Source organism: Bacillus sp. FSL K6-0972, from assembly GCF_037976035.1.
GTDB lineage: Bacteria > Bacillota > Bacilli > Bacillales > Bacillaceae > Bacillus > Bacillus haynesii.
This window is the reverse complement of sequence record NZ_CP150260.1, coordinates 1,433,284-1,446,960: the sequence shown is the minus strand read 5'-3', so window position 1 is coordinate 1,446,960 and position 13,677 is coordinate 1,433,284. Positions and strand designations below refer to the sequence as shown.

10 protein-coding genes are annotated in these 13,677 nt (G+C 45.5%); 3 read left to right on the top strand and 7 right to left on the bottom strand.

The annotated features are described in order from the left end of the window. The first annotated feature begins 46 nt into the window (after positions 1 to 46). A complete protein-coding gene (locus tag MKX80_RS07325; RefSeq protein ID WP_268310255.1) occupies positions 47 to 1,795 on the top strand; it encodes an ATP-binding protein in 1,749 nt (582 codons plus the stop codon). A 51-nt stretch (positions 1,796 to 1,846) separates the two neighbouring features. On the opposite strand, the gene proG is transcribed toward MKX80_RS07325, so the two are convergent. Further along, the gene (gene proG / locus MKX80_RS07320) at positions 1,847 to 2,650 is read right to left on the bottom strand and encodes a pyrroline-5-carboxylate reductase ProG (RefSeq protein WP_268310253.1); all 804 of its coding nucleotides are present in this window, start codon (positions 2,648 to 2,650) and stop codon (positions 1,847 to 1,849) included. Between the two features lie 156 nt (positions 2,651 to 2,806). Between proG and MKX80_RS07315 the strand changes: the two genes are divergently transcribed. Beyond that, entirely contained in the window at positions 2,807 to 4,111 is a 1,305-nt protein-coding gene (locus MKX80_RS07315; RefSeq protein ID WP_186807171.1) for a trypsin-like peptidase domain-containing protein, read from the top strand. A 146-nt stretch (positions 4,112 to 4,257) separates the two neighbouring features. On the opposite strand, the gene MKX80_RS07310 is transcribed toward MKX80_RS07315, so the two are convergent. Continuing rightward, positions 4,258 to 4,620 (bottom strand): hypothetical protein, encoded by a 363-nt coding sequence (locus tag MKX80_RS07310; RefSeq protein WP_154995024.1) that lies wholly within the window; start codon positions 4,618 to 4,620, stop codon positions 4,258 to 4,260. A 257-nt stretch (positions 4,621 to 4,877) separates the two neighbouring features. After that, complete coding sequence (locus MKX80_RS07305) at positions 4,878 to 5,831, bottom strand: ring-cleaving dioxygenase (RefSeq protein WP_154995026.1); 954 nt, start codon at positions 5,829 to 5,831, stop codon at positions 4,878 to 4,880. 321 nt (positions 5,832 to 6,152) lie between these two features. Here MKX80_RS07305 and MKX80_RS07300 point away from each other — a divergent pair, with 321 nt between their 5' ends. Then, on the top strand, positions 6,153 to 7,481 hold the full coding sequence (locus MKX80_RS07300) for an amino acid permease (protein WP_182070804.1): 1,329 nt from the start codon (positions 6,153 to 6,155) through the stop codon (positions 7,479 to 7,481). A 36-nt stretch (positions 7,482 to 7,517) separates the two neighbouring features. Here the strand turns inward: MKX80_RS07300 and MKX80_RS07295 are convergent, their stop codons facing one another. The 4 genes from MKX80_RS07295 to MKX80_RS07280 all read right to left on the bottom strand — a co-directional run bounded on the left by MKX80_RS07295 (position 7,518) and on the right by MKX80_RS07280 (position 13,617). Continuing rightward, positions 7,518 to 8,402, bottom strand: a complete 885-nt coding sequence (locus MKX80_RS07295) for a carbohydrate ABC transporter permease (RefSeq protein WP_154995030.1) — start codon at positions 8,400 to 8,402, stop codon at positions 7,518 to 7,520. An 18-nt stretch (positions 8,403 to 8,420) separates the two neighbouring features. Next, positions 8,421 to 9,374 (bottom strand): sugar ABC transporter permease, encoded by a 954-nt coding sequence (locus MKX80_RS07290; protein ID WP_182070805.1) that lies wholly within the window; start codon positions 9,372 to 9,374, stop codon positions 8,421 to 8,423. A gap of 40 nt (positions 9,375 to 9,414) precedes the next feature. Beyond that, positions 9,415 to 10,929, bottom strand: a complete 1,515-nt coding sequence (locus MKX80_RS07285) for an extracellular solute-binding protein (RefSeq protein WP_268293988.1) — start codon at positions 10,927 to 10,929, stop codon at positions 9,415 to 9,417. 96 nt (positions 10,930 to 11,025) lie between these two features. Then, positions 11,026 to 13,617, bottom strand: a complete 2,592-nt coding sequence (locus tag MKX80_RS07280; RefSeq protein ID WP_268328621.1) for a hypothetical protein — start codon at positions 13,615 to 13,617, stop codon at positions 11,026 to 11,028. Positions 13,618 to 13,677 lie beyond the last annotated feature (60 nt).

The window sequence follows — 13,677 nt, the reverse complement described above, 5'->3', positions numbered from 1 at the left end:
ATGTCGTCCAAATTTTAGAATTACTTAATAAAAATGGAGGTTTAGAATGAATACACAGGAAATTTTAGAAGCCCATATTCCAAAAGTTTTTGTAGCCAAAGAATTAAGGGAAATTTCTCGGGACTTTACAAGGCCAGAAGAAATGATTAGAGAAGCTATTGCGAATTCTCTTGATGCTAAAGCAAGTAAAATACGAATTCACTCTTCAATAGATACGACATATGGAGATGAAGATCTAATTGTTGAAATTGAAGATGACGGAGTTGGTATGAATTTAGACGAACTTAAAGGTTTTTTCGATTTAGGAAGAAGCAGTAAAAGAAATGATGTAGATAAAATCGGAGAAAAAGGACACGGAACTAAAATTTTTTATAATAGCAAAGAAGTAATAGTTTATACAAAGTTTTTAGAAGATGGAAACATTTTAAAAGCTACTCTAAGAGATCCTTTTGCACAATTGAATGCTTCTATTAATCGAGGCATAGATGATCCACCTTCTATACTGATAGAAAAACTCGAACATGCCAATAACTATTTAGATGAGGTTATTTCCGGGACTTACATTATCGTAAAAGGATATGATAAAAATAACACAGCTACTTTTAAGCATGAATATTTAAAGGATTATATTCAATGGTTTACAGCTTGGGGGAGTATTAAAGCTAAATTGAAAGATGATTTTCTTCCAGACTGTGAACTTTTACTTAAAGGTTTTGGTAAAGAAGAATTTGAGCCAATACCTTACGGACACTCTTTTCCTAAAGAATGCTATAACTTCACGGAACTTCGCAAAATAGATGATAGAAGACCTGAAAATCACTATGTTCGTTCATGGAAAGAAACTGCTACAGTTATTGATTATCCTCAACATAAAATTGAGGTATTATTTTATGTTGAGGGAGATAGTGCAAAAAGGAATCATAATGAAATGTTAAAGTGGCCTGGACGGCCTAAACCCGGGAGATACCACGGTGAGGATCAATATACAGTCTCTGATAGATACGGAATATATTTGTGTAAAGATTATATTCCTGTTCAAAGAAAAAATGAACGTTTTGCTGAAAGATCTGAATGGACAAAATGGCATGCATTTATTAACTGCCAAGGTTTTGAACTCACAGCAAATAGGGCAACTGTTGACAATACTAATAAAAAATTATTAGAAAGTATTCTGATAACCGCTGAGAAAATTATTCAAAAGATTATTGATACTGATGAGTACCAAGACTTCGCAGATAGAGTGCGGGCTGAAATTGGCCGAAGAAAAGCGGAAAATGAACGAAAAAGTGTAACTAGAAGAATTAAAAAAAGTAAAGGAAAAACTACATATCAAATATCCAAAAATGGGAAAGAGTTGAATTTTATTGAACCTGGCAGTGAACAAGGAGTTATTTGGCTAACTGCACAAATTTTAGCTCTTTGGCCGGACACGTTTAGATGGGAACTAGCTGATCTTAACTCTCATTTTGGTTATGATATGCTAATTAAAGAGATCCACAGCCTCACAAATACTACTGATCATAGATTTGTAGAGTTTAAATTTCAATTAAGAGATGAAGAAGATTTTAATCACTCTTTAAGTTTCTTGCATCAAATTATTTGCTGGGATTGTAAATTATCAGACGATGCAGAAATCACGGATATTCAAAAAAAGACATTCAAATTTAAGTCTTATCAGGCAGATAATGATTTGCCATACAGAAGATTTTACTTAGATGATGGGAGACCATATAAAATCGAGATAATAATTTTAGAAAAATTTTTAGAAGACAAATTCAATTTGAAAAAACTATAAAATAAAAAAGATGTTTTAATTAATTTTTTTAATTAAAACATCTTTTAAACTTTATATTTTAATTTTTATTTCTCGATATTTCTTCATCGTTCTGGCAAACAGCTCGTCAAAGACTTCCGGCATGGCATCTTGGATGACTTCCGCTCCTTCTGCGGTTATGCCGCCTTTTGTCGCGACCCGATCAAGCGTTTGTGCAAACGTCATGTCTTTTTCCATTAACAGCTTGCCCGTTCCCATTAATGAATGAATCAGAAATTGAAACGCTTCTTCTTTCGTGAGACTGCTGTTTCTGACGGCAGCCTGAGCAAATTCTTCAAAAATCGAAGCGATGAACCCCGGTGAAGAGCTTGTTAAATTGCTCGCAGCGTCAATATCTCTTTCATGTATTTGTTTGACTGTGCTGAAAGCGGAAAGATATTCTTCCAGCCGGCTTTTGTCCGCCTCAGCGACCCGCTCGCCGTGGACAACAAGCGAAACGCCGATCCCGACTTCAGATGTAAGTGTCGGAATGTATCTCGTCACCTGTCCGCTTGTCCAGTCGTGAAGACGGTCAAGCTCGATTCCCGCGGCAATCGAAACAATGTGCACATCCTCCTGAAGAAACGGCTGTATTTTCTCAAGCGTTTCTTTTACCGCCATCGGCGGAACACAGATGAAGATCAGGCCGCACTGTTTGGCGAGCTCGTCCGCTGATTGACAGGCGACATTTGGGTAAAGCTTTCTCAGCTCCCCTGTTTTCCCGTCATTCCTTGAGCTGACGATCACCATGTCATCGCTGATTTTCTCCTGATCAAGCAGTTTGGCCGCAATCATCCGGGCCATGCTTCCGTATCCGATAAATCCAATCTTTTTCAACGTTTAGAACACCTCTGACATGTCATATTATAAATAGGGACCCTATTTATAATATTCTTTTTCTTTGACAATTTCCCACAATGTTTTCATGTTTATCCCACAGTCTTTGTTTATGATTGAAGCATCAAAGGATATGATAACAATAGGAGCGTGAAAATGATGGAATATAATAGAGAAGATCAGCTTGAAACGAAAAACGAACTCATCGTCTCCGATCAAAAGCCTGACCAGGCGATAAAAAAAGCAGAACAGCAAAAGCGGAGACTCTCGTGGATGACGCCGATCCTCAGCGGCATCATCGGAGGAAGCCTCGTTCTCGGCGTCACGACATATCAGCATAGCAAAGACGAAACGGCCAATGCATCCGTCCAGACACAAACAAACGAGACGACGAATTCAGCGGCTTCTTCCAATCATGCGAACACCGAAAAATTGTCCAGCACCAATTCGTCTGACATTTCAACAATGGTGGAAAATGTATCTCCCGCCATCGTCGGTATTTCAAACTATCAAAAACAAACAGAGAACGGTATGTTCGGTTTTGAAAGCAACAGCAGCAGCAGTTCAAACGAAGAAGAAACAGGCACAGGTTCAGGTGTCATTTATAAAAAAGCAAACGGCAAAGCATACATTATTACAAATAACCACGTTGTCGAGGGCGCGTCGAAACTGACGGTTTCCCTGTCAAACGGCAAAGAAGTGGAAGGTAAATTGCTTGGCAGCGATTCCTTGACAGACCTTGCTGTTGTTGAAATTTCCGCTGATCACGTGGAAAAAGTCGCATCTTTCGGCGATTCGTCAAGCTTGAAAGCTGGCGAATCGGTCATTGCAATCGGAAACCCGCTCGGCAAAGATCTGTCCCGCACGGTGACGCAAGGCATCATCAGCGGTGTTGACCGAACCGTTTCAGTAGATACATCCGCAGGGCAAACCGAGATGAACGTCATTCAAACAGACGCGGCCATCAACCCCGGCAACAGCGGAGGCGCCCTTTTGAATACAAAGGGTGAAGTGATCGGCATCAACAGCATGAAAATCAGTGAAAGCGGAGTAGAAGGCATCGGATTTGCGATTCCAAGCAATGATGTCAAACCGATCGCGGAAGAACTGATGTCTAAAGGAAAAATCGAACGCCCGTACATCGGAATCGGCATGATGGATCTTGAGCAGGTGCCGGAAAACTATCAAACAGGCACCCTCGGATTAAGCGGGAGCCAGCTAAACAAAGGCGTCTACATCCGCCAGGTCGCTTCAGGCTCCCCCGCTGAAAAAGCGGGCCTTAAAGAGAACGATGTCATCGTCAGCTTTAATGGAAAAGAAACCGATACCGGAAGCGCCCTGCGCAACCTTCTTTACAACGATGCAAAAGTCGGAGATACGGTAAAGGTTACCCTTATTCGAAACGGCAAAACAATAACAAAACAAATCACACTTGACCAAAAAGAATCCGCATCATCTTAACAGCATGCCCCCCCTTAAGGCCGCCAGCTGTGCCGGATGCCTTTTATATAAAGGCTCTGTTAAATTTGGATGTTGTTAAATACGCAAAAATAAAGGGATATGTAACTCACCCGATTCTGGAACAATTAAAAAATTTAAGAACCGTCTTATATAAGACGGTTCTCTAAAGATTCGATTGCCAGTTTTAGTGCAGTCAAGCGACGCTCATTTAATGTTTTTTGAGGACTGCCTTCTTTTGCTTTTGCTATTTGTTTTTCAATAGATGGAATGATACCTTTCAAAACTTCTTTAGTAGTCAATATGATTTCTTCGTTATAGCCGAAATCTTCTCCATTCCAAGTACCTTTTAGGCTTTCTAAACCAATTTTCACTGCGTTTAGTCTCTTTTTGACAAGAGTTGTGTTTGAACCGTTTTCTGTCGTGCTTTTATAAGCATTTGTTAGTTTATTAAAAGTTGACTCCAAAGATTTAATGGACAAATCTTGGATTTCTTGGCTAACAGTATTCATATACAAACCTCACTTTTCATATTTAATAACTCAACATTTTATAAATTTCTATTCAGCAATATAGTTCGATTGTTGAAAACTGGTAATTTGCCGATATACTTTAACAGTTGCAAACGCTTTGCTCACCTTGATAATCTCTAACCGAATGTTTGTTCCCATCTTGATTATACCAATATTTTGGAAATTTATCAAATATCAACATTTACGTTTAACAGAGCCTATATAAAAAACGAGGTCCTTTTCGGGACCTCGTTTTTTTATCGGATCGGTTTCAGCCGCGCTTCAATCTCTTTCCGCCGATGTTCGAGATACGGCGGAAGTGCAAGGCTCTGTCCGAGCTCATCGATTGATTCATCAACGGCAAAGCCCGGCCCGTCAGTCGACAGTTCAAAAAGTATGCCGTTCGGTTCTCTGAAATACAGCGCCTTAAAATAATAGCGCTCCACAATCCCAGAATTCGTAAAGCCGTTCTCACTGATTTTCTCATGCCACTGCTTAAGTTCTTCTTCATTTTTGACGCGGAATGCGACATGATGGACGCTTCCTCTTCCGGGACGCTCTCTTCTGCTTTCATCTGACTCTTTCACATGCACCTCCGTGCCTGCTCCTCCTTCACCCGATTCAAAAATGTGAAGCGTTCGGCCGGTTTCATCAGCCTGTTCCTCACCGATTTTATGAAAGCCGAGAATATCGGTAAGCACCGCCGCCGTCGGACCGGCGTCCCTGACAGTCAGTTCGACCGGGCCGAGCCCCCTGATCGCGACATCCTCAGGAATGACGCCGTTTTTCACAGGCACTCCATGATCTTTTCCCTTTTCATCAACCACAAGCATCATGTTCTGTCCTTCATGGTCTAAAAAGCGGAGAACGCTCCGCCCCGCACGAGTCTCGATACCGTCAATCTCTGCGCCGAGCTCATGAAGCCGCTTCTTCCAAAATTCGAGTGCTTGTTCGCCGGGAACCCGAAGTGATACGGCCGAAATGCAGTTCGTCCCTTCCCGCCTCCGGGCAAGCATCGGAATCTCGAAAAATGTCAAATCTGAACCTGGAGACGCGACTTCATCCCCGTAAAACAAGTGGTACATCGTCGGTTCATCCTGATTGACCGATTTCTTTATCAGTTTCATGCCAAGCCCTTTGACATAGAAATCCAGGTTATGTTGGGCGTTTGCCGTTAAAGCGGATACGTGGTGAATGCCATTTACGTTCATTCTATCATCTCCTCATCAAATATCTCGAATTCGAGATTTCTTCTTTCTCCAAAATAGGCGATTTGATTTGAAAAGTCAACCAAACCGTCTTCCCGGTCGGGCGATTCCTGCCGCTTCCCGAAAAAACTAACAATGAATCCAAAAGCATTTATTAAAGTTCGGTTATTGATAGTTCCTCCGGGTTTTAAGACCTTAAAACGTTTAACATATACAAGAAATACGAAAATCAGAAAATTTATTTAATTTTTCTTTTTTAAAAAAGGTATTACAATATAAAAATAGTTTTCTATAAAAGAGATCACATCAATGGGAGGCATAGCTATGAATGCAGAAGCAAACGGACTAAAAAAAGAGATAGGCTTGTTATTTGCGCTATCTCTTGTGATTGGAACGATCATCGGTTCCGGTGTGTTTATGAAACCCGGCAGCGTGCTTTCCTATTCCGGAAACGCACAAATTGCTCTTTTCGCCTGGCTCCTCGGCGGAATCTTAACGCTTGCCGGCGGGCTGACAATCGCCGAACTGGGCGCACAGATTCCAAAAACGGGCGGGCTTTACACATATCTTGAAGAAATTTACGGCGAGTTCTGGGGATTCCTATGCGGCTGGGTGCAGATCATCATCTACGGACCGGCCATCATCGGCGCACTCGGATTATATTTCGGCTCGCTTGTGGCCAACTTGTTTTCCTGGGATAAATCATGGACTGCACTCATCGGCATCATCACCGTCGCCTTTTTATGCCTCATCAACATCGTCGGAACAAAATACGGCGGAGCGGTTCAGGCGGTCACAACGATCGGAAAGCTGATTCCCATTGTATGTATCATTGTGTTCGGTCTATGGCAGGGCGATGAACATATTTTCAGTTCTGTCACGGAGAGCATCGCCAGCCAAAACTTTGGAGCGGCGGTATTGGCGACGCTATTTGCGTATGACGGCTGGATCCTTCTTGCAGCACTCGGCGGAGAAATGAAGAATCCGGAAAAAGTGCTCCCGAAAGCGATGACAGGCGGCATACTGATCGTCACAGCCTGCTACCTGTTCATTAACTTGGCGCTGCTTCACATTCTTCCTGCCGATCAGATTGTCAAGCTCGGCGAAAATGCGACAAGCACAGCAGCGACCATGCTGTTCGGGCCGATCGGCGGCAAGCTGATCTCCATCGGAATTATCGTCAGCATCTTCGGCTGCTTAAACGGAAAAGTTCTGTCTTTTCCGCGCGTGATCTTTGCGATGGCTGAGAAAAAACAGCTTCCGTTCTCCCGCTGGATCTCGCATGTTCATCCGGCATTTCATACGCCGTGGATCGCAGTCATCGTCCAGATGATTTTCGCTGTCATCTTAATGATCATCAGCAATCCTGAAAAGCTGTCAGAGGTTTCGATTTTTATGATTTACATCTTTTATGTCATGGCGTTTTTCGCAGTGTTTATTTTGCGGAGACGGAAGAACGGCCAAGGGAGATCTTACAGTGTGCCGCTCTACCCTTACCTGCCTGTTGCGGCTATTCTCGGGTCATTGTTTGTCCTTGTCAGCACGCTCATCACAGACTTCTACAGCTGCCTGTGGTCGATCTTGATCGGCCTCGTCGGTCTCCCGGTTTATTTTTGGATGAAAAAAAGAAATAAAAACGGCTCAGCTGCCTGAGCCGCAAGCCGCCGGCTCATGAGCCCGGCGGTTTTTTTATCCCTTCACAGACCCGATCAGAATGCCTTTGGCAAAATGCTTCTGCAAAAACGGGTACACGGCTAAAATCGGAAGCGTCGCAATGACGATGACGGCCAGTTTGATCGATTGTTCAGGCGGCACCGTTTCCATCATATCATTCGTCGTCCCCGTCAGATCCGAAAGAATCGTCACTTGGCGCAGTACCATTTGCAGCGGCCATTTCGCGCTGTCATTGATGTACAGCAAAGCATGGAAAAAGTCGTTCCAAATGCCGACCGCATAAAACAGCGCAAAAGTCGCAATAATCGGCTTTGAAAGCGGCAGTGCGATTCTTAAGAACACGCCGATTTCTGAACAGCCGTCAATCTTTGCCGACTCCTCAAGCTCTTTCGGAAGCTGCTGAAAAAAGTTTTTAATAATAATGAGATTGAACGGATTGATCGCCATCGGCAAAATCAGCGCCCAGTAGGAATCGAGCAGCCCCAGTGATTTGACGACGATATACGTCGGAATCATTCCTCCGCTGAAAAGCATCGCAAAAATAACGAGATTCAAAAGCAGGTTCCTTCCCTTGATGTGCCGTTTTGCAAGGGGATAGGCCATCGTAAATGTAAAAAAGAGCTGGACGATCGTTCCCACGACCGTAATGAACACAGACACCCCCATGCTCCTGATAAATGTTGGCGTTGAAAAAATATAGCGGTACGCATCAAGCGAAAATGTCTCAGGAAAGATAAAGAAGCTCTTTTCCGCCAGCTCGGCCTCCGTGGCAAAAGACCCCGCGATAATATACAGAAAAGGCAAAACGGTTATCAGCCCGCAGCAGCCGAGAAAGATCACATTAAACCAATCGAACACCCGACCCGCTTTTGTGTTATGGATCGTTTCCGCACCGGACATCCCTTTCACCTCCATTCATTAAAACAGACCGTCCTGGTCGAACTTTTTCGCGATATAATTGGCTCCGAATATCAGGATGATCCCGACAACCGATTTGAAAAGCCCGACTGCCGTACTGTAGCTGTAGGCGCCCTGCGTAATTCCGACAACATAGACATACGTGTCAAAGATTTCAGCCACGCTCCGGTTTAAGGAGTTGGTCATTAAAAAAATCTGTTCAAAGCCGATGTTCAAAAAACTGCCGATTCTTAAGATGAGAAGCACGACGATCGTGCTTCTGATGGCCGGAAGGGTAATGTGCCACATTCTCCTCAATCTTCCTGCACCGTCCATCACTGCCGCTTCATACTGCTCTTGGTCAACCGACGCGAGCGCCGCCAAAAACAGGATCGTTCCCCAGCCCGTCTCCTTCCATATGCTTTGCAGGACAATCATCGGCCTGAACCATTCGGGATCCGAGAGAAACGCAATCTCTTTGCCTGTTATGCTTTGCAGCATTTTATTAATTACGCCCGTATCAACCGTAAAAAAGACAAACGTCATGCTGACGACGATCGTCCATGAGACGAAATGCGGAACATATATAAACGTCTGAATGCACCGTTTATAGATGGCGTGCCGCAATTCATTCAGCATGAGTGCGACAATCAGCGGAGCCGGAAATGCAAAAATCAAATCGAGAGCGGCCAGCATGAGTGTGTTGCGGAGCAGGCGGAAGAAGTCAGGGTTCATAAAGAAATCTTTAAAATACTCGAACCCGACCCATTCGCTCTGCCAAAATCCGAGATAAGGCGAATAATCTTTGAATGCAATTAACACGCCCCACATCGGCCAATATTTAAAGATGAGAAAATATAAAACACCGGGAACAAGCAGAAGATAGAGCCATTTATCCCGTTTTACGGCTTGCAGCCCAGTCGGTTTCTTTTCTGGCTTAACAGCGGTCTTTCCTGTTTTTGCGGTGATTTCCATGTGCCGCATCCCCCCTTCGTATGCTGTTTAAAGACCTGAGCTATTTAGTCTCCTTGTAGCGCTTGTTCAGTTCTTTCATCAAATCTTCGCCGCCGCTTTTATACCAAAGCTGAACGGCATCTTGAAAGCCTTTTTCATCGATGTCGCCGATGATAAACTGCGTTTTGGCATCGAGGATGATGTTGTCAAGCTGTGCCCCTTTTTGGGTGTATACATCTGAAACAAGCGATTCGGCCGGGTTGAATACGGCGATTTTTTCCCCTTCTTTAAGAATCTGTTCACGGTGTTTGAACAGCTTTGATTCTTGTTTTTCCACATAGTATCTTTGTTCCGGAATGCCCATGCTGAACTGTGCAAGACCTTCGTGCTCATAGAGCAGTTTTTTATTGTTTTTTTCAAGGGACGTGTACGTTCCGTTCTCAAGCTTATAGTTGCGCCCTTTTATGCCGTTGTTGGCAATGATCTGTGCCTCTTCATCGTTCATTTTGTCTAGGAAGCCGAGCACTTCTTTCAATTCTTTTTCCGTTTTGACGCTCGCTTTCGGGATGGCAATCATTCCGGCGTATCCTGATGTCGGGAATGTATACGTTCCTTTCGGGCCTTTGACCGTACCGATGACGTCGATCACATCCTTGTTGCCGGGATCGGCTTCCTCCATTGCGCTTTGAATTTGCGATGCCCGCGAACCGGTATCGACGATCACACCCGCTTTTCCTTTGACGACTGGATCGTTCCACTTCGCTGAGTCCATTACGGCGAAGTCTTTATTGATCAGCCCTTCATCATATAGTTTTTTGAAAAAACGCAGTGCTTCCATATACTCTTCTGTCGTGAAGTCCGGAATGAGCTCCCCTTTTTCGTCTATTCCGTAGCGGTTTGGAGCGCCGAACCACGTCTGCATAATATCCCATGGGCTTCCGTTGCCAAGCCCCATCCATTTCGGCACTACCATGCCGTACGTATCGTCTTTTCCGTTTCCGTCGGGGTCTTTTTCTTTAAACGCTTTTAGCACGTCGTAAAATTCGTCGATTGTTTTCGGCATCTCCATGCCGACATTTTCGAGCCAGTCCGTTCTGATGATGATCGAAGCGCGAATCAAGTCCCTCGCCCTGTAAATGCCGTAAATCTCGCCGTTAATAGAACTGTTCTTCATCACTTTTTCATCGGCCTTTCCTAGGTTCGGGTAGTCTTTTAAATAAGGTGAAAGCTCCCAGAATGCACCTGATTTGACAGACTTGATAAATCCCGGCGACTTGTCCGTGACGACGATGGCTTGCGGCAAATCTCCCGAGGCCATGACGATGTTGAATTTATCATTATAGGAAGAGTTCGGAACCCATGTCACTTTAATTTGTTTTTTCGTGTATTTTTCGAGCGCTTTTAAAGACGGGCTGTTTTCTCCCGGACTTTCCGGCGACAGGAGCGGAGCCATAATATGAATGGCATCTTTCTCTTTTCCTTTCCCGTCTTGATTGGACGTCTCATTTGCACTGCACCCCATCAAGAGCAAAAAGACAGCGGGTGCAGCGAGCCATTTGTTTCCCTTCAGCTTCAGTCTTGCCATTTTACAATTTCCCCCTTTTGATCGTCTCAATTGTTCCACTCAAATTTAAAGCGCTTACATTTTTCCGACAACCTTCATTTTTTGCCTTCATCCGCGAGCGGGATGATCTTTCATTGCCTGAATGATCTTTTCTTGCATGTCCTGATCAGGTGGCATATCTTTGAGCAGCTCCAGCACGGCTATTGTGTTGAGACACCATTGTGAGACGCAGTTTGTCGTGACCCAGGGGATTTCCGTGATCGTTTTCCAGGCATGGACTTGTTTTGGAGCGATCGGCAGCGGTGTATGGCTTTGTTTTTCATCCAGCAACAGGCGCCATGCTTTTTCGGCAAGCTTCCGGTCTTGGCGGAGCCGGGCAGCATAAGCGGCCATGGCAGCGGAGAACATAGGCCAGTGAAATAAATCATCGTGAAGCTTCCCGCCGCTCCTCTTCCGCTTTTCTTCATCAGTCAGCAAATAAAATTCGCCGAATTCGCCGAGCATCTCCTTCCATTCGTCATTCTCCAGCAGTTCTGCAAGCTCCATCCATGTTTGCGGGGCGCCAAAGGCGATGACCATATGATAGCCGCCATGATTCCCGTCACCCATATGAAGCAGATCTGAAGCTTTAGGATCGTATCCGAAAGTCGGCCCGGATAACAGACGCAGCGGCAGTTCTTTAAGCCGGCTGATCCCCCGTTTTATTTTATCAAGGTACGCTTCATCACCGGTCCGCTCCCATTCCGTCAGCCAATTGGAACAGAACGCCGCCCAGTCGGGGCCTACTCTGGCATGGGTGGGGAACTCTTTTTCCGGATAATAGGCTCTCATCGGATCAAGCGTCTCAAGCGCTCGATCGGCATCTTTCACCTCGGTTAACACGTCCCCCGTCCTCTCGTCCGCCGTCAAAAAATAATAAGGCTTATGGAGGCCGGCCATGCTGATTCTCGCTTCCTTGCAGCCGCAGCCCCAATGAAGGACATTGTGCCTTGAACCGAGGCCTTTATATTCTCCGAAATGGTAGCAGTCAACTTCGCTAGTGTGACGGGTCATCGCTTCCGCCATTCTGAAGACGTCTTCCCTCCCGGATCTGAAAAAAGACTGCCAAAGCCAGAGATTCGGTACGAGTTCCGTGTTTTGCCATGCATAGCCGCCAAGGTCGTACCGCCATACATGCCGGACGGCATCATACGTATGCATCACATCACCGTAATGCCAATAGCCGTACCAGTTCCGCTGATCGACTTCGTTCATGTAAAACTTGAGTGCCTCGTCAAGCTGATCTTCAAGCGCCGCTGAAAGCGGGCGCTGTTTATCTTTCAGGCTCCAAACGCCCAAAGCGCGGGTGTGATAATAATAGTCCGGCTCACAAATAAGCAGCAGGGGGTTTTGCCATTCGTCCGCCGCTCTGTTCAGCTCTTCATCGCTCGGCGGATTTGCAAAACAGGCGAGATTGACTTCGCTCGTATTGGCAATGCCGACGGCCGTCGACCTCATTTCGGCAAACCCTTCATATGCGCTTTCAACATGAGTGTCTTTTGAATAATGGCGGAAGTCCATCGCTTCAGCTTCAGGAGGCCAGAACCAAACCGTCAATTTCGTTTCGCCACCGGCAAGACCTTGCGCTTCAAGCGCTGACGGATACTTTTCAAAGAAGTTCCTGAGTCCGAGCGCGATGCCGCCGTTTTCCCCGCCTGCATACATCAGCCCTTTCGCTCTTCCCCCTTGAATCGCATCCACCCAGGCGCAGTCTTTGCCGGTTCGCTTTTTTAAGCGCCAGTGAACAGGGGAATCCTGAATGAGCTTGAAATCGTTCCAGACGGCGTTTCTCTCCGCATCGCGCACAACTTCCGACTCTTCCGGTACAGGCTGTCCCGCAATCTGTCGTTCATAGAACCCGTTTGTTTCATTAAATCTTCTCGTCACAAGCAGCTGAGAAGCCTCTCCGTAAATCCCTCCGTCGGCTGCATAGCGAATATGCCTGTTCCTTGGCGCTCCGCTCAAAACCGCGTTCATCTCTAAAGCGAGTCCTTTGATCCACTCCGTTTCTGCGTTACAGTCGACGAAGATCGTGTGCATGATCCGGATGGACGGGACACCGGCATAGAAAGAAAGCCTGACGGTAAAAGGGAGCCAAACATCCATGCCTTCACCGCGGTGGACGCCTTCAATCTTGATGACTGTCTTGACCGGACCGTTTTGTTCGATTGCCGCACGTTTAACCATGCTCTCAAACCGGGCAATATGATACATGCTTTGTGAATCTGAGCCGCTTCTTTTTTCTTTTAAAGCGATGAGCCGTCCTTCTTTCGCCATCATTTCCCCGGAAATGGAAATCGAACGGATGAGTGACGGCCCCGATTTACCAAGTTTGCAGACTATCGCGCCCGTATTCACCGTGATTTCATCTTTCTGCTCGCTGACATGCACGACGTTTTTCGGTGCGCCGGGCTCCCCTTTTTGCAATATAAGTCGGCTGCCGCTTTCTTTTGGAAATACTGCGGCATGGCCCGTCCATTTAATCGAGCCGTCAGGCCAATACGCGAGCGGCCATGTTTGCAAACACGGGGCGTTTTCCGAAGCAATGGCGACCGTCTCCCCTTTTTGCAGCACTCCTTTTGCCCAAGGCACTCCCCAAGTCACCCCGCCGAACGCGGCAGGCGCCCTATTCAGCCATTTTAGTTCAGCCTGTGCTTTCACAAGCGTTCCTCCTTTCTGTTCAACCGGTTGGTCAGTGAATATTTTCCTGTTTAGCCTATT